This window comes from Mucilaginibacter gossypiicola, assembly GCF_900110105.1.
Taxonomy (GTDB): Bacteria; Bacteroidota; Bacteroidia; order Sphingobacteriales; family Sphingobacteriaceae; genus Mucilaginibacter; species Mucilaginibacter gossypiicola.
The window spans coordinates 16,188-41,052 of the sequence record NZ_FOCL01000018.1; the positions used below are offsets into that span (position 1 = coordinate 16,188).

At 43.0% G+C, this 24,865-nt stretch carries 18 protein-coding genes and 1 tRNA gene; 12 read left to right on the forward strand and 7 right to left on the reverse strand.

Annotated features, from left to right (window positions below):
- Positions 1 to 773 precede the first annotated feature (773 nt).
- The 4 genes from BMX50_RS31560 to BMX50_RS31575 are packed head-to-tail and all read left to right on the forward strand — an operon-like array spanning position 774 to position 4,397.
- A complete protein-coding gene (locus BMX50_RS31560) occupies positions 774 to 2,996 on the forward strand; it encodes an ATP-binding protein (protein WP_091220906.1) in 2,223 nt (740 codons plus the stop codon).
- Positions 2,997 to 2,998: 2 nt separating this feature from the next.
- Positions 2,999 to 3,418 carry a response regulator gene (locus BMX50_RS31565; RefSeq protein ID WP_091220910.1) on the forward strand — a complete coding sequence of 140 codons (420 nt, stop codon included), beginning with the start codon at positions 2,999 to 3,001 and terminating at the stop codon, positions 3,416 to 3,418.
- Positions 3,408 to 3,779 carry a response regulator gene (locus tag BMX50_RS31570; protein WP_091220915.1) on the forward strand — a complete coding sequence of 124 codons (372 nt, stop codon included), beginning with the start codon at positions 3,408 to 3,410 and terminating at the stop codon, positions 3,777 to 3,779. The genes BMX50_RS31565 and BMX50_RS31570 overlap by 11 nt, the downstream gene beginning before the upstream one ends.
- Positions 3,780 to 3,791: 12 nt before the next feature.
- Entirely contained in the window at positions 3,792 to 4,397 is a 606-nt protein-coding gene (locus BMX50_RS31575) for a biliverdin-producing heme oxygenase (RefSeq protein ID WP_091220919.1), read from the forward strand.
- A 152-nt stretch (positions 4,398 to 4,549) separates the two neighbouring features.
- Here the strand turns inward: BMX50_RS31575 and BMX50_RS31580 are convergent, their stop codons facing one another.
- Entirely contained in the window at positions 4,550 to 6,310 is a 1,761-nt protein-coding gene (locus BMX50_RS31580) for an ABC transporter ATP-binding protein (protein WP_091220924.1), read from the reverse strand.
- A 73-nt stretch (positions 6,311 to 6,383) separates the two neighbouring features.
- Positions 6,384 to 6,947, reverse strand: a complete 564-nt coding sequence (gene frr / locus BMX50_RS31585; protein ID WP_091220929.1) for a ribosome recycling factor — start codon at positions 6,945 to 6,947, stop codon at positions 6,384 to 6,386.
- Between the two features lie 151 nt (positions 6,948 to 7,098).
- Between frr and BMX50_RS31590 the strand changes: the two genes are divergently transcribed.
- Entirely contained in the window at positions 7,099 to 7,485 is a 387-nt protein-coding gene (locus tag BMX50_RS31590) for a hypothetical protein (protein ID WP_091220934.1), read from the forward strand.
- A gap of 526 nt (positions 7,486 to 8,011) precedes the next feature.
- Here BMX50_RS31590 and cdaA read toward each other — a convergent pair.
- The 3 genes from cdaA to BMX50_RS31610 all read right to left on the reverse strand — a co-directional run bounded on the left by cdaA (position 8,012) and on the right by BMX50_RS31610 (position 10,428).
- Positions 8,012 to 8,803 (reverse strand): diadenylate cyclase CdaA, encoded by a 792-nt coding sequence (gene cdaA, locus BMX50_RS31600; RefSeq protein ID WP_091220942.1) that lies wholly within the window; start codon positions 8,801 to 8,803, stop codon positions 8,012 to 8,014.
- A 104-nt stretch (positions 8,804 to 8,907) separates the two neighbouring features.
- Entirely contained in the window at positions 8,908 to 9,378 is a 471-nt protein-coding gene (locus BMX50_RS31605; protein WP_091220946.1) for a group II truncated hemoglobin, read from the reverse strand.
- Positions 9,379 to 9,456: 78 nt separating this feature from the next.
- Positions 9,457 to 10,428, reverse strand: a complete 972-nt coding sequence (locus BMX50_RS31610; RefSeq protein WP_091220950.1) for a polyprenyl synthetase family protein — start codon at positions 10,426 to 10,428, stop codon at positions 9,457 to 9,459.
- A 262-nt stretch (positions 10,429 to 10,690) separates the two neighbouring features.
- On the opposite strand from BMX50_RS31610, the gene BMX50_RS31615 reads away from it, so the two are divergent.
- The 4 genes from BMX50_RS31615 to BMX50_RS31630 all read left to right on the forward strand — a co-directional run bounded on the left by BMX50_RS31615 (position 10,691) and on the right by BMX50_RS31630 (position 13,717).
- Positions 10,691 to 10,778, forward strand: a tRNA-Ser gene (locus BMX50_RS31615).
- Between the two features lie 250 nt (positions 10,779 to 11,028).
- The gene (locus BMX50_RS31620; protein WP_091220953.1) at positions 11,029 to 12,243 is read left to right on the forward strand and encodes a site-specific integrase; all 1,215 of its coding nucleotides are present in this window, start codon (positions 11,029 to 11,031) and stop codon (positions 12,241 to 12,243) included.
- A gap of 45 nt (positions 12,244 to 12,288) precedes the next feature.
- Positions 12,289 to 13,296: a PDDEXK nuclease domain-containing protein gene (locus BMX50_RS31625; protein WP_091221309.1), complete on the forward strand. Its 1,008-nt coding sequence runs from the start codon at positions 12,289 to 12,291 to the stop codon at positions 13,294 to 13,296.
- Between the two features lie 157 nt (positions 13,297 to 13,453).
- On the forward strand, positions 13,454 to 13,717 hold the full coding sequence (locus BMX50_RS31630; protein WP_091220957.1) for a helix-turn-helix domain-containing protein: 264 nt from the start codon (positions 13,454 to 13,456) through the stop codon (positions 13,715 to 13,717).
- Between the two features lie 626 nt (positions 13,718 to 14,343).
- Here BMX50_RS31630 and BMX50_RS31640 read toward each other — a convergent pair.
- Both BMX50_RS31640 and BMX50_RS31645 read right to left on the reverse strand, forming a co-directional pair.
- Positions 14,344 to 14,763, reverse strand: coding sequence for a hypothetical protein (locus BMX50_RS31640; RefSeq protein WP_143065312.1), 420 nt, complete (start codon positions 14,761 to 14,763; stop codon positions 14,344 to 14,346).
- 6 nt (positions 14,764 to 14,769) lie between these two features.
- Positions 14,770 to 15,708: a DUF6624 domain-containing protein gene (locus tag BMX50_RS31645; protein ID WP_091220968.1), complete on the reverse strand. Its 939-nt coding sequence runs from the start codon at positions 15,706 to 15,708 to the stop codon at positions 14,770 to 14,772.
- Positions 15,709 to 16,604: 896 nt separating this feature from the next.
- Here BMX50_RS31645 and glgX point away from each other — a divergent pair.
- Genes glgX through treY form a run of 3 tightly spaced genes read left to right on the forward strand, consistent with a single transcriptional unit; the run spans position 16,605 to position 24,688 of the window.
- Positions 16,605 to 18,749 (forward strand): glycogen debranching protein GlgX, encoded by a 2,145-nt coding sequence (gene glgX, locus BMX50_RS31650; protein ID WP_091220971.1) that lies wholly within the window; start codon positions 16,605 to 16,607, stop codon positions 18,747 to 18,749.
- The gene (treZ, locus tag BMX50_RS31655; protein ID WP_091220974.1) at positions 18,739 to 20,562 is read left to right on the forward strand and encodes a malto-oligosyltrehalose trehalohydrolase; all 1,824 of its coding nucleotides are present in this window, start codon (positions 18,739 to 18,741) and stop codon (positions 20,560 to 20,562) included. The genes glgX and treZ overlap by 11 nt, the downstream gene beginning before the upstream one ends.
- A complete protein-coding gene (treY, locus tag BMX50_RS31660; RefSeq protein WP_091220976.1) occupies positions 20,555 to 24,688 on the forward strand; it encodes a malto-oligosyltrehalose synthase in 4,134 nt (1,377 codons plus the stop codon). The genes treZ and treY overlap by 8 nt, the downstream gene beginning before the upstream one ends.
- The last annotated feature ends 177 nt before the right edge of the window (positions 24,689 to 24,865 follow it).

A 24,865-nucleotide genomic window follows, 5' to 3' on the forward strand; every position in this document is an offset into this window, starting at 1 on the left:
GATCCGTCATTGCGAGGAACGAAGCAATCGCGAACTGTACAGGGGCACTTGCATAGCCACTCTGCAAGTCTGGAATTGCTTTGTTCCTTGCGATGACACTTTTTTAATCCCGCTTTACTGGTCGAAGTTTAGTGATAGCGTAACTTCGTTCTAAAATTATGGAAGCATCCTGCTTCCCCGCCGTTGTTGGTGTTGTCACCAACAACATGTTTTTTGAATCGAAATTTAGGTGTTCAGTTTTTTAAAAACGGGTGTTCAGCTTTTAAAATTGCAAAATATAAGCAACTGATTATCAGCAGATATGTGTTCATTTTGTTTGAATGGGCAATAAGCTATAAAATTAAATTACTGATTATCAGTTAGGTTTGTTTTGGGAAAAACCGCAAGTGTTCACACTTTAAAAAGTTGAACACCTGTTAATATAGATAGGAAGTTGTTAGTGGCAACACCACAGGTGTTCGGAAGATTTTTAATTCCCTCCTTGGGGAGGGGTGCGGCAGAGTTGTGTAGTGGCAGGGAGGGGTTTATGCGCCATTTCAAACGGGTAATCCTATCGGTGAAACCCCTCCCTACGCCCTCCCAAGGGAGGGAATCGCACAATCCCCAGCTTTTTTTTATTTCTTCCGAACACCTATGGTGATAACACCGACCATAAGCTGAGTGATAGTTTACTAAGTTTAAAGAAACCTTTACAACTTACCTATTTTAAAAATATATTTCATAGAAGTGTATTTTTTGTATTTTACGCGGTCATTCATCCTATAAAACACACTATGAGTTACCAGGTAGACCTGACCAATTGCGACAGAGAACCCATCCACATTCCCGGAAAGATCCAATCGCACGGTTTTTTGATCGCTGTAAACAGCAAGTCGTACGACATCTCCTATATCAGCCAAAATATTGAAAGCTATACCGGTGTTAACGCAGTAGGGCTGTTGGGGAAAAACATTATCGAGCTTGAAGAGCAATTAGCCATAGCAAGCGATACCGCATCCTTACAGCAACTACTAAACCTGGCAAAAGGCTCAAAAAGTTCAGACACCATTAACCCATTGGCTATTGATGTAAAGGGTACTAATTACAACCTCATCATCAGCCATTCGGTTAATGACCTTGTACTGGAATTTGAGCCAACCAAATCAGATCTTGGTTACGATATTCAGAAAACCATCGGTCGTTCGGTGGCCGAGATCCTGAGCGGCAAAAATTTATCTATACTGTTGCAAAATGCGGCTTTCGAGATAAAAAAGATCATTAACTATGACAGGGTGATGATCTATAAATTTAACGAAGATGGCCATGGCGAGGTAACTGCCGAAGTGAAGAACGATGACCTGGAGCCGTTTTTAGGTCTGCATTACCCGGCATCGGATATTCCTAAACAAGCCCGCGAGCTTTATAAGATCAACCTTACCCGCATTATAGCCGATGTAAATTCTGAAAGCTCGGCTATCATTACATATGAAGAGGGCGCGGCGCCACTCGATCTTACCCATTCGGTATTGAGGGCAGTGTCGCCTATCCACATCCAGTATCTAAAAAACATGGGCGTTGGGTCGAGCTTTAGTATCTCACTTATTGCACATGGAGAGCTTTGGGGACTTATCGCCTGTCATAATTATTCGCCCCGGTTTATACATTATAAATCGCGCGATGCATCTAAGCTGATTGGCCAGATCCTTTCATCGGCATTGGAATATCGCCAGGACGAAGAAGATTCGGCCAAACTTCATGAGTTGGGCGAAGCAGCCAATGCTATAGCCGATTACATAAAAAAGGATACCGATTTTACTTTTGCATTAACCCGCAATAAAGTTACACTGAAGGATGTTACTACCGCCACGGGGGTAGCTTTAATATATGATGGTGAAATAACAACCATCGGCCAAACACCAACTGATGAGCAAATTACTGATATAGTTGAGTGGCTCAAGGTAAACATGGTTGATACTGTTTATAGTACCCACCGTTTTCCCGGCATATTTCCGGCAGCACAACAATATGCTGATGCCGCCAGCGGCATTTTGGCCTGCAGCTTATCACGTGAGCTTGGCGAGATGATCATCTGGTTTAAACCGGAGCAAATAAAATCCATCAACTGGGCAGGCAATCCAGAAAAGCCGGTTGAAGTAACCGCCGACGGCCTGTTGCAGCTATCGCCCCGTAAATCATTTGAAAGCTGGACACAAATTGTTAAAAACACATCCGAAAAGTGGAAACATGATGAAATCACCGCAGTTTTGAAGGTGCGGGAAGATATCATTTACGCTATCAACCGCAAAGCCAACGAAATCAGGATCCTGAACGAACGTTTGCAACTGGCTTATGACGAGCTGGATACTTTTAGTTATACCATTTCGCATGATTTGCGTACCCCACTTTCATCCATAAAAAACTACTCAGAGTTGTTGTTGGCAAGCAATAAAAGCCTGGATGATAGTGCCAAAAAAATGCTCGACAGGATCATCAAGGGAACCGATAAAATGCACATGCTCATTAAAGAGATTCTGCATTACTCGCGCGTGGGGCGCACTGAAATTGAGGCAGCGCCAATTGACATGGGCTTGTTACTCAATGAAATTAAAAGGGAAGTACTATCGGCCCTAAATCCCGAAAATATTGAATTTACCATTGGCGATACCCCAGGTATTGAGGGCGACAGTGTAATGATAACCCAGGTTTTCACCAACCTGATCAATAACGCGGTGAAATATTCTTCAAAATCAACACCATCAAAAGTAAAGATTGAGGGGATAGTCAGAAACAATGAAATTGTTTATTCGGTATCTGACAACGGTGTTGGTATTGATGTTAATTATTATAACCGTGTGTTTGAACTATTTAAACGCATGGATAACGCGCTTGAGTTTGAAGGTACCGGCGTTGGTCTTGCCATAGTAAAGCGCATTGTTGAAAAACACAAGGCTCGCATTTGGTTTGAGAGTAAGTTAGGATTTGGCACAGTTTTTTATATATCTTTTAAAATTAGTTAATTGTGAGTTCGCCCGATATATTTTATGTTGAAGATGACGAGGATTTTGCATTCATAATGCAGCATGCCGTACGCGAAGTGAAAGACGGACTTACCGTTAAGATTATTGATAACGGGAAAGATGCGCTTGAGCAGTTAAAACAGCTTACCGAAGCAAGGGTAAAACCGAAGCTTATACTGCTTGATCTTAACCTACCGGGACTTTCGGGCCTCGACCTGGTAAAACGAATTCGTGAAATTCCTTTTTTGAAGTATACTCCCGTGGTATTCTTTTCAACGTCGGATAATCCGAAAGATGTTAAAGCATCACTTGAATTTGGCGCTAATGCCTATTTAACCAAGCCTGCAGGCTATTTAAACCTGGTAAATTGCGTTGAATCACTTTATAATTTTTGGTTCACTAAAAATCTGAATGTCAATTAAACCACTGAAAAAAATATTAGTCATCGAGGATGATGGGGATATCGCCGACATTATGGGCATCGCCTTGTGCGATAAGTACGAGGTTGAAGTTAAACGTGACGGTTACGAGGTTGTAGCCCAAATTGAACGCTTCGCCCCCGATTTGATCCTGCTTGATAACTATATTGGTCAGCGGCAGGCCCGGGAGATCATTAAAGAGATTCATGAGGTTGATGACCACAGAACTATACCTTTTGTATTATTTTCAGGCCACGAAAATATTATTCAACTGGCTGAAAATCTAAACGCTACATCTTACCTCGCAAAACCCTTTGCACTTGACGAACTTTACAAGTGTATTGACGGTATTTTAGCGGCGTAAAAACGCACACCTATGCTTCATGAAAAAATAAAACAAGCTACAGCACATCTGCATGATCAGCTTGAACAAAAAATGTTTGTAGGCCAGATTATGGATGGCTCGCTTACTTTTGAGCAGTACTTAACCCTATTAAACGTCAACTACGTTACCCACTTCGCTGTAGAAGATTTTTTGTTTTCCGCTCTTAGCGACGATCTGCGTCAAAAACTGGATATAGAGAGCAGGATAAAATTACCGGCACTTATCCGCGATTTGGAGGGGATCAACTCAGCAACAGGCGGTTCTCCACAAAATACTCCCGATTTTATCGACCTTGACAGTGATGCGGCAATCCTCGGTGCAATGTATGTATTGGAAGGGGCAACACTTGGCGGCAATGTGATCGTGAAACGCCTTAAAACCAACGGGCACCTACTGCCTTACAACCTAAATTACCACTATTACCAGGTTTATGGTGATCAGCTTGGTTTAAAATGGAAACAGTTTTTGGATGTGTTGAACGCGCTACCCGAAGCGGAGCATGAAGCCGCGATACAAAATGCAGTAAGCCTATTTGAGTACATGGCAAATACCAAAGTAGCAACTACTACGGTAACGCTTGTGCCGCCGGAGGTATAAAAAATATTCCCCCCCGTCATTGCGAGGAACGAAGCAATCGCGAACTATACAGAGCGGCTCTGCTCATCGGGGATTGCTTCGTTCCTCGCAATGACGGAAGGAAACAAGAAAGGCGATGCTTGCAGCATCGCCTTTCTTGTTAGAATAATATCTTAATCCAGTGCATCCGCTGTATCCTTCTCCCCTATCTGCTGCCTCCACATAGCGTAATATAATCCTTTTTGGGCAATCAGGTCGGCGTGTTTACCGCCTTCAATAATACGGCCCTTTTCCAGTACATAAATACTATCGGCGTGCATAATGGTTGATAAGCGGTGGGCAATCAGAATGGTAATATGATTTTCTTTTTCCGATACGTTACGGATGGTTTCTGTAATCTCTTCCTCGGTGATAGAATCAAGCGACGATGTAGCTTCGTCAAATACCAAAATATCCGGCCGGCGTAATAAAGCACGGGCTATAGAAAGGCGTTGTTTTTCGCCGCCCGATACTTTTACGCCGCCTTCGCCAATTACAGTGCTTAAACCTTTGTCGGCACGGGCCAACAGGGTTTGGCAAGCTGCACGCTGTAACACATCCATGCATTCCTCATCGGTAGCGCCAGGGCGAACAAATTGCAGGTTTTCGCGAATGGTACCCGAAAACAACTGCGTATCCTGGGTTACAAAACCAATTTTTTCGCGAAGCTGATCAAGATCGATTTCTTTACTTACCGTGCCGTTATATAAAATATCTCCCTGCAAGGGCTGATATAAACCTACCAATAATTTCACCAGCGTAGTTTTACCCGAACCGGATGGACCAACAAACGCTATCGTTTCACCCGAATTGGTTTCAAAGCTGATATGGTTAAGTGCATTACGGTTTGCTGTCAGGTGTTTAAAACTAACATCATTAAAGGTCAAAGTGTTCACCTTTTCAAGCAGTACCGGTTTCTCCGGTTTTTTATCTATAGGAATATTCAATATCCTGTTGAAGTTACCAAGCGAAACTTCAGCCTCACGCCATGAAAGGATCACATTACCTAACTCCTGTAAGGGATTAAATAAAAAGAACGAGTAAAATAAAAAGCTGAAATATTCACCAGCAGTGATAGTATCTTTAAAAATGAGCATCAGCAGAACCACCACCATTACACTCCGCACAAAGTTTACCGTGGTACCTTGTACAAAACTCATACTGCGCACGTACTTCACTTTTTTCAGTTCGAGGTCGAGGATCTTATAGGTGGTATTGTTTAACCTTGCTATTTCCTGCTTTGCCAAACCCAGGCTTTTTACCAATTCGATATTTCTTAACGACTCGGTAGTTGAACCGGCAAGGGCGGTTGTTTCGGCCACGATTGTCTTTTGGATTTTTTTGATCCTCCGGCTCATGGCCATGCTCACAAAAGCTATGATAGGTATTGCTGCAAAATAAACCAGCGTTACCTTATAACTCACATTGATAGAGTAAACAATTACAAACACCATCCCGATGAGCGAAACAAACAGTATGCTGATAAAAGAGGTGATAAACTTTTCGCAATCCAGCCGTACCTTTTGTAATATACCCAAAGTTTCACCGCTGCGCTGGTCTTCAAATACCTGGTAAGGCAATTCAAGCGAGTGCTTTAAGCCATCGGCATACATTTCGGCACCTACCTTTTGGGTAATGATATTGGTAAAATAATCCTGGAAGTTTTTTGCTATCCGCGATACCATCGCAACGCCGATAGCCGCTCCCACAAGTAATAATACTTTGTTTAGATACTCGTCATAGTGAAGAGATGTGCGCTGCTCAATAACACGGTCAACAATACGGCCGGTTATCCATGGATCTAACAGTGAAAAACCTATATTCATGGCCGCCAGGAATAGTGCAAATACTACAATCCAGCGGTGTTTTTTTAAGTAAGAGATTAATACATTCATGTTTCAGTGGCAAACATAAAAAAAGGGAATGGCTAAGTAGCTCATTCCCTTTTAATTTGACACAAGGTTAATATTAAACCGTCATGATATCTTTCTCTTTAGCTTCTGAAAGCTGGTCGACTTTAGCGATGTATGCATCAGTAAGTTTTTGAACTTCAGCTTCGCCTGTTTTTATTTCGTCTTCAGAAACACCTTCTGATTTTAATTTTTTGATCTTTTCGTTAGCATCTTTACGGATGTTGCGAACAGCTACCTTACCGGTTTCAGCTTCTGATTTAGCTTTCTTAACCAAATCACGACGACGCTCTTCGGTAAGTGGTGGTACATTGATACGGATAATGATACCGTCGTTTTGTGGGTTAACACCTAAGTTGGCTTCTTTGATGGCCTTTTCAATAGGGTTTAACAATGATTTTTCCCATGGCTGAACAACAATAGTACGGGCATCAGGGGTGTTAACACTGCCTATCTGGCTTAATGGTGTTGGGGTGCCATAGTAATCAACCCTGATATCGTCAAGTAATGAAGGGCTTGCCTTACCTGCACGTATTTTATTTAATTCGCTATCTGCATGGTCAATGGCCTTATCCATTAGGGCCTTTGCATCGTTCACTTGTTTTTTAATGAGTTCGCTCATCGGTTTTTAAATTTTCCACAAAAGTAATAAAAACTATCATTTTACGGCTTGGGTATTTGGCGCCAATTCAAAAGCATTTAACATTTAATAACATTATTTAACATTTAAATATTATTGAATGATAGGTATATTAGTATAAAATATTATCGCCATGAAAAAAACCTTAATCTTTATTGCAATTATAGCCTGTGCAGGCCAGCTTAAAGCACAAAGCCTCAATAAGGCACCAAACAACAATAGCCCTGTCGATAAATTTTTTAACCTGAAGCCATTAAAAGCTGATAGCAATCTATCAAAGCTAATCCCGGTGCTCCCTCAAAACGGACTTTTAAATAATAGCACATTGCTGAATACGAGCGAGCTTGTAGACAATGTAACCGTATACAGCCGGATGCCGGTTGTTAAAACTTATCCACGCGACAATATGCCTGTTGTTAAAACTGGCGAACCAGGGATGAAATATCATATGCTGATTAAAAGAATAGACGTAGTTAATCCGGATAGCGTTGGAATAAAAAAGGAAAAAGTTACTCCGTGATAATGCTTTTGTCCGCATTCAACTTATAAAACCATATTCCAGACAAAATAAGAAGAGGATACGCCAAGTAAGGAATAAAGCTCCTTTTGTTTAAAAGCGACATTGGGTGGAACAATAAGAAAAATAAGAGTACAAAAAGTGCAATACTAATTACAGATAACGTTATCTTGACCAAATTTCTATTCAAGATAAGCTTGCTAAGCACGCTTGTTATTAAATAAAACAATATAAACACAGGCACCAATAGCAATAATCCAAAGAATATCATATAAAACATATATGATATTAGCTGCAACATCGACCAAAGGGGAGCAGAAAAAAAGTTGATCTCAACGCCCGACGGCAACTGCGCTACCAATATAATAACAGGAGCAATTAAGATGGAGGTAAACCAGATCCTTAAACAATAAGACCTTACAGGTTTCATATATAGTTCATTGAGGATACATTAATTGCGGCGCCACAAATCAGCCCCTGCACATTCGAACACACAAGACTTGCACCAGTTACGTACCTTTGTAAATACTTAAAAATCCTTATTCAAAACCTTTTCCAACTCTGCGAAGCTGATATTCATTTTAACACGTCCCTGTTTAGCATAAGATATCTCACCGGTTTCTTCGGATACAATAATAGCCGTGGCCTCATTAGCTTCCGTTACGCCGATACCTGCCCTGTGGCGCAGACCGAATTGTGCCGGTAGATCGGTCTTTTCGGTAAGCGGCAAAATACAGCTTGCTGATTTAATCTTGTTCTCCGAAATTACCACCGCCCCGTCATGCAGTGGACTGGTTTTCTGAAAAATACTTTCCAATAAACGTTTTGAAATTTTAGCCTCCACCACCTCGCAGCTGTTTTGGTAAAACTGCTCGTCATAATACTTGGCAAAAACAATAAGCGCACCGGTACGGGTTTGCTTCAGGCTTTTGCAGGCATCTATTATAGGCTTGATTCGGGCATAGTTATTTTTCTCCACTTCTGATTTTCCGAAGAAATACTGCCACCAGGCTTTATTACGCTGTAGTGAAGCATTCTTGCCTACCAATAATAAAAACCGCCTCACCTCCTGCTGAAATACAACAATAATAGCGATGATCCCCACATCAACAAACTTGCCCAATATAATGGTAAGCAGCTTCATATCCAAAGCCTTCACCACAAAATTGAGAGCAAAGATCACCGCGAAGCCAATAAAGATATTAGCCGCAATGGTGCCCCTGATCAGATTATACAACTGGTAGATGATTAATGCCACCAGCAGCACATCAAGGATGGAGAAGAAGCTTATTTTGGGGAAGAGGGATTGTAAGGACTGCATTTACGAAGTTAATAAGTTTACCCGAACATAAACGCCGGAAAGCGGGTAAATATGATACAACCTGTTAGCAGCAATAACCATTTTACTTACCCGTGTTTATCTTTTCAGGGATTGTAAGGGCCTCCCGGCACGCCCCACCCCCATACAGGCATGGGCGTATCGGAGCTTTCTGTCGTGGTATCTGTTTGCGAGTTCAAGACTGCTATCCGTGTACCCCATTCCAGGTAAGCCATAAAAGCCGAACGAAACTCAGGGTCATCGGGCAGGGAAAGTTCATCGGCAGTTTGCAGCAACAGTTCAATCCAGCGTTTGCGGTGTGCTTCGGTTAAATGCTTTTGCAAATGCTTACTGATCATGGCGTAGTGATTGCCCTCGGTTTCGCTATAGGTTTTGGGGCCGCCAAATACTTCGCTTACAAAATGAGCCACATGCATCCGATGCTGCGGCGACATATGTTTAAATATAGGTTCCAGCAGCTCATCGGCCAAAACCTTATCATAAAACTTGTTGAAAAGCTGTTCAAAAGCAGGCGTCCCGCCCGCCCATTCAAACAGTGTAGGGATGGTAGCTGTCATAATTGTAAAAACCGGTTATGATAAAGATAGGCAGCCTATTTTTAAAAAGCCAGTAATTACCCGCAGCAATAAATCGAATTACTTATTTCGCTCGGTAGTAAACCTCACCAGTTGCTCCAACCCACGGTGCGAATCACTATCCGGGAAGGTGTTCAGGATCTCGAAAGCCTCATCCTGGAAACGTTTCATCTGCGTTTCGGCATACTGTAGGCCGCCGGTATCTTTTACAAATTTGATGATCTCAGCTATCTTTTTAGGGTCTTCATTATGGTTTTTTACCAGGTTAATAACCCGTTTCTTTTCTGAGCTGCTGCAATTAGCCAGCGCATAAATAAGCGGCAGGGTAACTTTTTTCTCTTTGATATCGATACCTAATGGTTTTCCCACATCATCGGTACCAAAATCAAACATATCATCCTTGATCTGGAATGCGATGCCGATCTTTTCGCCAAAGAGGCGCATTTTTTCGATAACCTCATCACTTGCACCGGCAGATGCAGCTCCACAAGCACAACATGAAGCAATAAGTGAAGCAGTTTTCTGCCTGATCACATCGTAATAAACCGGTTCGCCAATATCCATGCGGCGCACCTTTTCAATCTGCATCAGTTCGCCCTCACTCATTTGCTTAACCGCGTCAGATACTATGCGCAACAACTGAAAATCGTTATTATCGATAGAAAGCAGCAAACCTTTTGAAAGCAGGTAATCGCCTACCAAAACGGCGATCTTGTTTTTCCATAAAGCATTGATAGAGAAAAAGCCACGACGCTGATAGGAATTATCAACCACATCATCATGCACAAGTGATGCCGTATGTAATAGTTCAACCAGTGCCGCCCCGCGATGCGTAGCCTCATTGATGCCCCCGCAAATGCTGGCCGAAAAGAACACGAACATAGGGCGGATTTGCTTGCCTTTACGCTTTACAATATAATGTGTAATGCGGTCAAGCAGCGGAACAGAACTCTTCATCGAGTTCCTGAATTTCTCCTCAAACGCATCAATATCAGCAGCAATAGGTTTTTTAATGTCGTTGATGCTCAGCATTGCAACCAAAACAGTATTTTATGTTAACCACCGCCTTGTGACAGTGCGAAGCAAACATAAGCTAAAATTATGTATCTGCATTGCAGCCTACTATTTTTTACTCAAATTAAACCAAAGCATGTAATAATAGTCATACAGATGCGAGTGCAATTTTTGTAAGTAGAGTTTAGTTTTTGTGAAAGCGGAGCCCGGTTTAAACAGGCTTCGCTTTTTTATTGATTGTAAGGGCAAATATTTTACCTTTGCACTCCACTATTTACACGGAGAGGTGTCTGAGTGGTCGAAAGAGCACGCCTGGAAAGTGTGTATACTCCAAAAGGGTATCGAGGGTTCGAATCCCTCCCTCTCCGCTGATTTTCAAACCAAAAATGACTGAAAGCCTGTTTTTCGCACGAAAACAGGTTTTTTGCTTTAAACCGACAAGCTGTTTTATACGCCGTTTCGTATGATTCTGGTGAGTAATTCGGTGAGTAAAGTTAATCAATTGATTAACTCACCAGAAAGGGTTTAAAACACTGATTGACAGCCCGTTCAAAAAATGAACATCTTGTCAGAAAATGGCCGCAAACCGATATTTGTTTAACCATTTAGTGAGTCATTATGAAGACAATTTTCAGTGTGCTCTTTTATTTGAAGAGACCAAAGAGCTATCAGACAGGTCCTATGCCTATCTACATGCGTATTACGATTGACAGTAAGCGCACAGAAATCACCACCGGCCGTGAATGCGAACCTTCGCAGTGGATACCATCAGCAGGGCGAATGAAGGGAACGAAAGAAACCGTAAAATCGCTCAATAATTACCTCGACACCCTACGCGCGAAGATCGATGACGCGCATTCAGCAATGATCAAAGCGGGAGATGACATTACCTCAGAGAGTTTGAAATGTCGTTTCCTGGGCAAAGAAGAGAACCCAAAAATGCTCATCGAAATCTTTGAAAATCACAACGAGAAATTCGGTAAGCTCGTCGGCAAAGAAAATTCAAAAGGTACACTAAGCCGGTATAAAATATCGTTGAGCCATACACAGCGCTTTCTCAAGTGGCGTTTTAATCTTTCAGATATTCCTGTCAAAAAAGTAGATCACCAATTCATTACGGATTATGATTTCTGGCTAAGATCAGAGCGCAACTGCGGCAATAATTCGGCCGTTAAGTACATGAGGAACTTTAAAAAGATCATCACCATCTGCCTGGATAACGGCTGGATTGACCGCAACCCATTCCTGAAATACAAAGGCAAAACGAAACGGGTTAACCGGATATGCCTGGAACAAGACGACCTGAAACGTATTGCCGAAAAGAACTTTTCGTCTGCACGACTTGAACAGATCAGGGATATTTTCCTGTTCAGCTGCTACACAGGCCTGGCGTACATTGACATTAAGAATCTGCACCGTGAGCACCTGACTAACCGCTACGACGGCGAAATATGGATCATGACCAATCGCCAAAAAACCGATATCCCAACCCGGGTCCCGCTTTTACCGCAAGCAATTGAGCTCATACGAAAATATGAGTATCATCCGAAGTGCGCCAATACTGGGCTGCTCTTCCCGGTACCCTCCAATCAAAAGGTCAACGACTACCTGAAGGAGATCGCTGAACTCTGTAAGATCAAGCAGACCCTGACCTTTCATATCGCACGACATACTTTTGCTACTACGATAACGCTGGCCAACGATGTGCCTATAGAAAGCGTGTCTGTTATGCTGGGCCATGCGAGTATCAAAACCACACAGGAGTATGCTAAAGTGCTAAATCTGAAACTAAGCAGGGACATGAGCGCCCTTCGATCAAAAATTGGCTCATAAAAATTGATGCCTGTCTACCAACAACTTAAAAATACAAAATATTATATGGAAGCATCGAAATCGATCATCGGTGATATACAATCGATAATAAGTACGGCGAGAGAATCGGCAGTTCGCTCTGTAGATTTTGAACGTGTCAGGATGTACTGGTACATTGGCCGACGTATCTTCGAAGAAGAGCAAGATGGTCAGGAACGCGCCATTTATGGCGAACGCCTGATCCCATACCTTTCCGAAAAACTCATGCCTCAATTCGGGACGGCGTTCTCTGCGAGGAACCTTAATCACTTCAGGCAATTTTACAGGAGCTTTCCAATTGTGAACGCACTGCGTACACAATTGACATGGACGCATTACCGCTCCCTTTTAAGTATGGAAACAGCGGAAAAAAGAGATTTCTACATAGGTGAAACAGTTAAGAACAACTGGACATCAAGGCAAATGGAGCGTCAGATCAATAGCCAGTTGTATGAACGTCTGCTATTAAGCATGGATCAAGACAGAGTCCTCTCGGTAGCCCGAAATGAAAAGCAATCCGAAGCCCCACAGGAGATCATCAAAGACCCGATGGTTTTAGAGTTCCTGGGCCTCAAACAGGAAGCAGCTTACTTTGAAAGGGACATCGAGTCCGCGCTGATCACGCATCTTCAGGAATTTATGCTTGAACTCGGAAATGGATATTCTTTTGTAGCGCGTCAAAAACGGATACATCTGGACGGTGATGATTTTTTTATCGATCTGGTTTTTTACAACAGGCTGCTTCAATGTTTCGTGATCGTTGAACTGAAGACACATAAAATTACACATCAGGACATAGGGCAGCTACAGATGTATGTAAATTATTTTGACCGGGTTGAAAAGCTGGCACATGAAACGCCTACGGTCGGTATACTTTTATGCCTGGAAAAAAACGATACTGTCGTCAAATTTTCTTTGCCGGAAAACAGCAACATTTTCGCGACCCGTTATCAATTATATCTGCCTACTGCGGATCAGTTACTGACAGAAGTTCAAAAGGAATTGAAGAAGCAGCAAAGATTAAATGATCAATAAATGCTATGTAATCCCTCGAATTTGATGTGGTTGTTTGCGGCATCAAATGTTTAAACCTAAAATATACTTTAAAGAAATCACATCCGACTCGGATAACATCGGATAACAGGAACGGTCACTGCTGCGATTTTTGCTTCATAATTCTTAATTAAATATTATGGCGGCAATCGAGTTACTTACCAGAGACGACTTGCAGCAATTTCGGCTGCAATTGTTAGAGGATATTAAATCCATCATCTCGGCACCAAAAGTACAAGCAAAGCAATGGCTTAAAAGCGCGGAAGTCCGTAAATTGCTCAGTATATCTTCAAGCACATTGCAAACCCTTCGCATTAACGGAACTATCCGGTTTTCACGTGTCGGCAAGATCATGTATTATAAAAATGACGATATTCTGAAATTATTGGAGGGCGAGAATTGAGTCAAGCATTCAGGCAATTGCAGCGTTTTTATGACAGGGCCAACCGGGACAGTCGCCTTCTGCCAAGCCATATCAGTTTATATTTCGGACTGATATGGCTTTGGAGCATCAATGAATTTTCACCAAAATTAAAGATAGCAAGGAAGGAACTCATGGTACTTTCACATATCAACTCAATTGTAACGTATCATAAATGCATAAAAGATTTAACTGACTTCGGATACTTCGAATATCGCCCTTCTTTCAATTCTTATAAAGGCTCTGAAATCCGCCTGCTGCTCTAACGGTGCAACCAAATTGAAATACAATTTCGAGGGATACCTTTTTAGCGAGTGTTGGTACTTTTGATAATGTTATATTTAAATCTTTGAAATAAAGAAAGCAGTACCTTCTTTTTAAGTGTAGATAGGACCGGGAGGCGCGTCTTCCGACACGGAGTAGTCCCAATGTGAAGGTACTTCATCGTAACCATATGTCCAGATGGACTGGTTTGTTGGTTGCTCAAGGCTCCTCATAACATTTTTTAATTCTGCTTTTCTAAAGTATTAAACTTTTTAGAATTTAATGCTTCCATGAATAAATATGAATTAAAATTATGCTTGCTCTTACAGCTTTTCGGCTCCCCTTTACAAGTTCTTATCTATTAGTTGAAATCCTGATTTAATGTCCTTGGTTTTGATTAAGTATTTGGTTTCAGATTTGTCCCGGTAGTTGATGACTAACTTTATTTCATTTGGCTCAATGAAGGTGGCGGTAAACGGGTATTTATCAGCAATAGTGATGGAGCCGTCTACATAATCAATTTTATCATTATGAATTTTAAAAAAACCGATATAATTATTTAATTTACGGATTACATTAACTTTTCCGCCCGGAAAGAAAATCATTCTAAATGTCCCGGCGGAATCGGTTTCATTTTTCTTTTCCCTCCATTCCCCATATATTGAATTAACCTTATTCATTACACCATCCTTGTTGTTATAATCGTTGCCGTATAAAGACATGCCTGAAATTGCCAAAAAGCAAAACATCAATATCGTTTTCATAATAAATTAATTTAATAAACTCGTTATACCCCACTGCTTAGCATACGCCTCGATCGGCGGCAGGCCAACGGCATCACGGCGCTCATTCACATGCTCCTTATCTTTTATCGGTACGAATGAAAATTTGTTAGTCTTTTCATCCTTATCTAACTGTGTACCGTAGGTTTGATAGTGGTATCTGGCAGATTCGATCTTGTCCTGTAACAAAGCGAGGTTACCTTTTGATGTTGCGTTCTTATCTGCCGCATCTTTAAGCAAAGGGAAATATTTCTCCATGGTAGGAAGATCTGCATGGACGATCACCGCAAAAAGTGCCAGGTTGGCGATGTTTCCCACTTTATCGGGGCCCAGCCAGCCATATTTGTCCAGGATTGCTGTTGTTTTCTGCAGGTTGATCTTGTCTTGCGTTTTCATGCTGTCTAACAACGACTGCATTTGAGGTGATTTGAAACCGAATCTGTTCTGCATGCTGTCCGCTTTCCGACGGTAATACTGATCGGACGCGAAAATATCTTCTAATTGTTTTTTGACCGGTAGGTTGTATTGTGCTTCCAATGCAGTTTTATTATTACGAACGATAGTCATTAAATCTGCCCATCGGGAATCCTTATGAATGGATGCCAGATCAGAATCGATAGCGAGGTGCTGGTCATCGGCATATTTTCCGGCATTGGCAACTTTAAATAAATGAAAAAACGCGCTGTCCGCCTTACCGGATCTCGCCCAGGCGCAGGCTGCATTATAACGGTCATTCAGGATCGCGCGTCCGTTAAATGTATTGAAAGCTGCACTGTAAGCTGATGCTGATTGTTGATATTCCTTTTTTTGAAATAAGGTGTTTGCTTTTTTTACCAATTGAAAATATGCTGGCGGAGGGCCGGTCTGAGCGAAAATATCGCCGGAAATTAATAAAGCCAGGCCAATGAGATATAATTTATACTTCATATGACAAACCCTAAAATTTAACTAAATAAAGAATATTATTTTTTATCGACGAAAAATTAATAAGTCAAAAATATTTCAATAGAAATTCATGTCAACAGTTTTAACATTTTTTAACAATTCTTTTTAGCCATGAAATGCAAAACATATCGTAAAGACGAGTCCAACTCGGAGATGTTTTGCGCGCGCTCAGACCACTTTTCCTGAACAAATTTTCACTTCTGCATTTGAACAAATATTCACGTGCAGCAAACTGAAATGTATGATGGGAAACATCGTCACGTTAGCACATCAGAAAAGTGGCGGTGTGAAAAGCAAGTTAGCTTTGAACCTGGCCTTGTGCTTCGAGGATAAGTTAAAGATTACCCTTATTGACTCTGATCTTTAGGGAAATTTATACGACCTGAGAGGATCTTCGTCAAGATGTTACCTAAAAGAAAAACGCCGCAAATTAGTACAAGAGGCTGTCTCACAAATCTATTATGTCGATATTCTGGATCAGGCTATTCAGTGCGACTTTGAGAACCGGGTTTTATAAGCAATTAAGAAAATTGAAATTAGTAATTAATAAAGTATTATGGTCAGAGTGTTACGGAATTAGCTGTTTGCTAGTCCGTAACGGGGTGATCAGTGACTCCGGAATGTCCACAAACCCTTTGCATAACTTGCTCTCACTGCTAACTGTCAATGACCACTCCTCTAAATGGGGAAAATTTATAGAAAATCAATTTTGAAAAATATTCCTGCGGCATCAATAGCATTTCTACCTGTTTCACGCTAATCTTATTTACGGCGATGTCACAGCTCGCAGCCCGTAAGTTTTGTAGAATAATTGTTCTTCAAATAAAAACTTTTTTCCCTCTAATTAATTTAGTATTCAACAATTTGAATAACAATTAATGGAATCTAATATACTACCCGGAAAACCTTTCCCACTCGGTCCCACCTGGGACGGCAACGGAGTTAACTTTACCCTATACTCAGAAAACGCAACTGCAGTAGAACTATGCCTGTTTGATTCGGAGAATGATCAGCATGAAACAGCCAAAATTTCCGTAACGGAAAAAACAAATTTCATCTGGCACATCTATATTGAAGGAATTGCTCCCGGCCAGCTATACGGTTTTCGCGTGCACGGGCCGTACGAACCTGAAAACGGCCATCGTTTCAACCCCAATAAACTGCTGATTGATCCCTACGCCAAGGCAATTTCAGGTAGTATAAAATGGAATGATGCCTTATACAGCTATAAAGTGGGAGATGAGGCGCAAGACCTGAGTTTCAGTGATAGCGACAGTGCGCCGTTTATTCCAAAATCTGTAGTCATCGATCAGCACTTCGACTGGGAGGGTGACACTTCTCCAAGTTACCAATATTATAATACAGTCATTTATGAAGCCCACGTCAAAGGGTTTACGCAGCTTAATCCTGAAATACCGGAAAACTTACGTGGGACCTATGCCGGAATCGCCCACCCTGCGAGTATCAAATATTTACAAGATCTGGGAATTACGGCGATCGAACTGATGCCTGTACATCAGTTCATTTCCGATCGGCATCTGAAAGAGAATGGATTGAGTAATTACTGGGGATATAACACCATTGGTTTTTTCGCTCCTGACTCGAGATATTCAGGCTCGGGCACCAAAGGCGAGCAGGTTACTGAGTTCAAAACGATGGTAAAGGAATTACATAAGGCAGGCATCCAGGTCATCCTGGATGTGGTATACAACCATACTGCAGAAGGCAACCAGTTAGGCCCAACTTTATCTTTTAAAGGTATTGACAATGCTTCCTATTACCGGCTCACTGATGATAAACGTTATTACAATGATTATACAGGAACGGGCAATACCTTGAATGCCTACCTGCCAAACGTTCTGCGCCTGATGATGGATAGCCTGCGCTATTGGATTACAGAAATGCACGTCGACGGTTTCAGGTTCGATCTGGCGGCCACCCTCGCACGCGAGCTACATGAAGTAAACCGCCTGGGCGCATTTTTCGACATCATTCACCAGGATCCGGTAATATCACAAGTCAAACTGATAGCCGAGCCATGGGACGTTGGTGAAGGCGGTTACCAGGTAGGTAAGTTTCCTCCGGGCTGGGCGGAATGGAACGGAAAGTACCGCGATTGCATAAGGGACTACTGGAGCGGCTCGGAGAATACCCTACCAGAGTTCGCGGACCGCGTAACAGGCAGCGCTGACCTTTATAAAGATTACCGCCGCCCTACGGCCAGTATCAATTTCATCACCGCGCATGATGGCTTTACGCTTAACGACCTTGTATCCTATAATGAAAAACACAACGAGGCTAACGGGGAAGGTAATAAAGATGGGGAAAGCCACAACAGGTCCTGGAATTGCGGCGCCGAGGGACCAACTGACGATCCGGACATTATCAGTTTAAGGCAGCGTCAAAAAAGAAATCTCTTGACTACGCTCTTCCTGTCCCAGGGCGTGCCCATGCTCGTCGCGGGTGACGAAATCAGCCGTACCCAGCAAGGCAATAACAATGCTTATTGCCAAGACAACGAAATTTCCTGGATCAACTGGGAATCTGCAGATCATGAACTCCTGGAATTCACCAGAAAACTGATCAGCTTACGGAACAGCCACTCCGTCTTTTCCAGAAAAGAATGGTTCAAAGGCGTTGCTGTTAATGAATCGAACATAGAAGATATAGCCTGGTTCCTTCCGGACGGAACACAGATGGAAGAAAGCCACTGGCAACAGAACTACGCAAAGTCTGTGGCCATATATCTCAACGGCAATGGAATTCATGGCGTCGGTTCAGATGGCAAACAGGTTGTGGACGATACTTTTTACCTGGTCTTTAACGCGCATGACCTGGGATTAGATTATAAACTTCCTCATGAAACTTATGGCAGGCAATGGAAAGTCGTCCTCGACACGAGCACTTCCGATACAGCCCCGGACCGGATTTATAAACCGCAGGAAACGGTTCATGTTGAAGGCCGGTCTGTGGTATTGTTAAAAGACGATACAATAAGACAAAATCAGGGTGATGATGAATAGAAGGACTTTAGGCGTAAATTTTGAAGCCGGCATAGCCGAGATTTTGCTATGGGTGCCGCAGGCAGAGCAGGTATCAATTCGCCCGGATACCGGCAACGATCTGTTACTTGAGCAAAAAACGCGCGGCTATTGGCAAATGCGTACCGGAGAACTTCGCCCCGGAATGAATTATCACGTGGTCATCGACGGTGAAACATGGCCTGACATTCATTCTCTGTACCAGCCGGACGGTGTACACGGAGCCTCGTCCGCGTTCGATGTATCGGGTATGAAATGGACGGATCAGCGCTGGGAGAATATCCCGCTACAAAACTACCTGATCTATGAGCTGCATACCGGGACATTTACACCTGAGGGCACATTTGATGGCATCGCGAAAAAATTAGATTATTTGGCTGCCCTGGGTATCACAGCCATCGAGCTCATGCCTGTCGCACAGTTTCCCGGTGATCGCAACTGGGGTTATGATGGCGTTTTTCCTTATGCCGTACATAATTCCTATGGCGGCCCGGCTGCGCTGCAGCAACTCGTTGATCAATGTCACAGGAAAGGCCTTGCCGTGATTTTGGATGTAGTCTATAACCATATAGGTCCTGAGGGCAATTACTTCGGAAAATATGGTCCCTTTTTTACAGAAAAATACAAAACGCCCTGGGGAAATGCCATCAATTTCGATGATGCAGGCTGTGACGAGGTTAGGCGCTATTTCATTGAAAACGCACTGATGTGGTGCCGTGATTTCCATGTCGATGCCTTGAGATTGGATGCTGTTCATGCCATTAAAGATTTCAGCCCTGTACACGTGCTGAAAGAATTAACACTTGCGCTCAATGATTTGAAGCAATGTACCGGGAAGTCACATTACCTGATCGCGGAATGCGACTTGAACGATCACCGTTTTATCGATCCGCTCAAAGAGGGGGGGTACGGACTGGACAGTCAATGGATCGATGAGTTCCATCACGCGTTGCGGATTAGTGCAGGAGGTAAGCGAGAGGGCTATTATGGTGACTTTCATGGCATTGAAGATCTCGGCGCCGCATTTGAACATGCTTACGTATACCACGGCCGCTATTCTGAACATCGCCAAAAAACTTTTGGCACCGATCCTGTTGAAAATCAAGGTCAGCAATTCGTGGTATTCTCGCAAAATCACGACCAGGTGGGTAACCGCATGCTTGGGGAAAGGTCATCCGCTTTATTCAACTTTGAAATGCAGAAACTAATGGCCGCGTCGGTCATGGTCAGCCCTTTTTTGCCGATGCTGTTCATGGGCGAAGAATATGCTGAATCCAATCCCTTTCTATATTTTGTGAGTCACACGGATTCGGAACTGATCACAGCAGTACAAAAGGGGCGAAAAGCTGAATTTGAAGCTTTCCATACGGAAGGCGATGCGCCCGATCCGCAAGATGAAAACACCTTCCATCGATCTAAGCTGCAATGGGAAAAAATCGGTTCAGGAACCCATCGGACCATGTTTAACTATTACCAGGCACTCCTCAACCTTCGGAAATCCCATCCTGTTTTGCGTGTTCCGGACAGGCGAAATATGGAGGTTATCTCCAATAAAATCAACAATACGCTGCTTTTAACCAGGTGGAGCAACGAAAAAAAAATCCACTGTCTGCTCAACTTCTCAACACGGGACAGGGAATGTATGCTGCCTGCATTCAAGGAGAACGTCTCGATCATTTTTAATTCAGCTTCTGCAGAATGGGGCGGGCCAGTCATTAACAATGATGCGTTTCTATCATCTTCCCTGATTGTCATTCCAGCTCAAAGCATTTTAATATTTGAAGAATATGTTTAATCCTGTTTCCACATACCGCATACAATTCCACAAGGATTTCAACTTTAAAAATTTCATGGAGATCATCCCCTACTTACATGAGTTAGGTGTGGTGACCATTTACGCCTCGCCGATTTTTGAGGCGACAAAAGGCAGTATGCACGGCTATGATGTAATTAATCCTCACCGGATCAATCCGGAAATAGGAACATTGGAAGAACTTCAGGCAATACGCTCGAAGCTGAAAAGTTTCGGCATGAATTGGCTGCAGGACATAGTACCTAATCATATGGCTTTTGATCCCGGTAACCCCTGGCTTGCGGACGTATTGGAAAAAGGTCAATCCTCCGATTACGTTAGCTTTTTTGATATTGACTGGGAAAACCCCGCTTTTGACGGTAAACTGATGGTGCCTTTTCTGGGCGAACCGCTTGATGAGGCGATTAATAGCAATACGATCCAAATTAAATACGCAGCCGGGAATTTTACGATCGATTATCTCGGGCAAGGCTATCCGTTGAATCAGGAATCGGTTCTAAAAATACTGGAATCGGAAAATGCTAAACCCGTTGAATTGGTACGATTGCTGTCCGATATTAACAGCAGAGATTCGGTCAAGCCATTGGGAAATGCATTACGGGAATTAAATAATGACTTGCAAGCATATGTTGAATCCGTTGCAGCAAAGATCAATCTCGATCCTGAAAAGCTGAGAAAAGTCATTGAACAACAGCATTATTTGCTAAGCTTCTGGCAGGATACTGACCACAAAATTAACTACAGACGCTTTTTTACGGTTAACGGTTTGATATGCCTTAATATACAGGATGAAAATGTTTTCGATACCTATCATAGTTTTTTGAAAACTTTGCTTGAACACGACCTGATCCAGGGTTTGCGCGTCGATCATATTGACGGCTTGTTCGATCCGACAACTTATCTGGAAAGGCTGAGGGCACTGGCAGGCGATCAGGTATATATCGTGGTAGAAAAGATCCTTGAACAGGGTGAACAGTTTCCGCAGCACTGGCCAGTACAGGGCAATACGGGTTATGACTTCCTGGGTGTTGTCAATAATCTCCTCACCGAGACCCGAAGTAAAAAATTGTTTACCGATTTTTACAAGAGCTTCGCGACCGACAGAAAACCGGTCAGCCGGTCGATAATCGAAAAGAAAAGCGATATACTTTACCGCCACATGGCAGGAGAACTCGACAACCTGTACCGGCTATTCAGTAAAATCCCAATAACGCACCAAAACCTGCAAAATATTAAAGAGGAAAAGTGGAAAGCGACAATCGGAGCTTTTCTGATCCACTGTCCGGTATATCGTTACTACAGCAACCAATTTCCACTCCATTTTGCAGAGGCTGAACTTTTGAAGGGAATATTTCGGCAGGTAGCGGCGGCCAACCCGGAACTTGAAAAACCAGCGTTTTACCTGAACGAACTGTTTACGGCCGTTCATCCCATCAAGGCACAGGCTGATATCTCGTTCTTCTTCCAGCGTTGCATGCAGTTTACTGGGCCTTTGATGGCTAAGGGTGTTGAAGATACGCTGATGTACACTTATGACAGATTTATCGGGCATAACGAGGTCGGCGATTCCCCGGAGGAGTTTGGAATAAACATTAAGCAATTTCATGCCTGCATGATCGAGAGACAGGGGGGTTGGCCACTTTCGATGAATGGAACTGCCACACACGACACTAAACGAGGCGAAGATGTACGGGCCAGGCTGAACGTTTTAACCGATATTCCCGAAAAATGGGTTGAACAGGTTAATGCCTGGCAGATTGCAAACCAGCAGTATAAAACAGGGAACATTCCAGATAGCAACGATGAATATCTGATCTATCAAACCCTGGTCGGTTTTATCGGCCTCAACAATGAGCCGGATGATCAGACGGTCACCAGGCTCGAGGAATATCTTACGAAGGCACTTAGGGAAGCCAAATTGCACACCCAGTGGGCAGAACCGGACGAACAATATGAACAAGGGACTCTGCTATTTGCACGCAAATTACTTGGCAGCGCGGAATTTTTGAAAAGCCTGAGGAAGTTCCAGCACACGATATCCGACGCATTCATCAACAATTCACTCACACAGGTATTATTAAAATTCACATCACCGGGTGTCCCGGACACTTACCAGGGCTGTGAACTTTGGGATTTCAGCCTCGTTGACCCCGATAACCGGAGGCCCGTTGACTATGAGCTGCGCTCATCTTCACTCCGCAAGATCAAAAGCTTTAAATACGAAGCACTTTGCCAAAACAAAGAAAATGGCTTACTGAAATTATGGCTGACACAAAAGCTTTTAGCAGAGCGGAAGCGTAACCCATCGCTATTTAACCTCGGCAGTTACATTCCACTCCAAGTGGAGGGTAGATTTAAATCCCATTTCGTCGCATTTGCACGGGTTTATCAGCGGCAATGGATTATCAGCATTTCAGCCCTCCATACCGCGGCGATAAGTTGGGAGGATGAAGGTTGGGCAGATACCAAAGTCATGCTGCCGCCCGATGCGCCTTTACAGTGGACTTCTGTCTTGACAAATGAAAAGGTATTGTTGGACACTGCGATTGCTCTGAATGAAAATTTGCAAACCTTGCCTTTGCTTTTATTAAGATCAGAGCCTGCTTCAGAAAAACGAGGTGCGGGCATTATCCTGCATATCACCTCACTCCCATCTCCTTACAGTATCGGAGACATGGGCCCTGAAGCACGAAGATTTGTAAAATTCCTTGGGCATTCGCATCAACGTTACTGGCAGTTGCTTCCGGTAAACGCTACGAGTCAAGCTTCCGGCAATTCTCCCTATAGTTCGATAGCGAGTATGGCTGGCAACACTTTGCTGATCAGCCCGGACGATTTGGTGAACGATGGCTGGTTAACTGCAGAGGAGACAGCAAAGTTCAGGCGATCGGGTAATTCCATGGTTAATTACGATCGGGCTGCTATGATAAAAAACGAATTGCTCAACTTAGCTTATACACGTTTTAACCGGACCAAAGACAATCCTTTGCAAAAGCAATTTGAAGATTTTAAGGTTAGGGAACGGGCCTGGCTACATGACTTCGCATTGTTTGAATCCATCAAACAGCGTTATAACGATAGCCCATGGTATGAATGGCCTGATGAGCTTAAATATCGTAAAAAGAAGGCTATTGAATTATTTCAAGGCCAGCATGTGCACGAGATCGATCATTCGAAGTGGCGGCAATTTATTTTTTTTCGCCAATGGCAGGCATTGAAATTATTGGGACATCAAACCGGGCTAAAGTTTATAGGTGACCTTCCCTTTTATGTTAGTTATGATTCCGTCGATGTGTGGTCTCATCCTGAACTGTTTAAACTGGATCAGGATGAAAACCTGGCCGGCGTAGCCGGCGTACCTCCCGACTATTTTAATGCAGGCGGGCAATTGTGGAATATGCCGGTTTATAAATGGCCGGAACACCGGGCAACCGGATATGCCTGGTGGCTCGCAAGAATAAAAAAGAATATGGAATTCTTCGATTTGATCAGGTTAGATCATTTCCGGGGATTCCAGCGTTTTTGGGAAGTTCCGGCTGGCGAAAAAAATGCCATTCACGGTACTTGGAAATTCGGTCCCGGGGCAAAGATCTTTCAGGCTTTGAAGAAAGCACTCGGAGATATCCCCTTTATTGCCGAAGATCTCGGAGATATCGACCAACACGTTTATGAGCTTCGTGACGAATATGCTTTTCCGGGAATGAATATTTTACAGTACGCTTTCGGAAGAGATATGCCGGTCTCCGTACACGCGCCCCACAATCACGTGTTAAACAGCATCACCTATACCGGCACCCATGATAATAATACATTACTTGGCTGGTTAAAAAACGACGCTACGGCAGAGGAACGCCGGCACCTCAACGATTATTTCAGGACCAAGGTAACTAGGAGAAATATCAAACGGCTGATGCTGGAAACCTGTTATGCCTCTGTGGCAGCCGTAGCCATTAGCCCTTTACAGGACATCCTGGGCCTTGACGAAAAAAGCCGGATCAACGTTCCTGCGTCAAAAACCGGTAACTGGCGGTGGAGGGTAGCTAGTGATATGCTGTCTGATCAAACGGCAGCATTACTTAGATTGCTGGCCAAAAAGTATAACCGGTAGTTAGCTATCGCGATCAATCAAGATGTTGCCGGAGGAAACGGCATTTAGAGTGCATTCATACAAGTCTGTACACAGAACTGATAAATTTTTAAGCATAGACTGTGGAAATTTCCGTTTTAGCCGGTCAATCTGCAGACCACTTGCTCCTATGAAAACTTTTTTTGCAAATCTAAAACG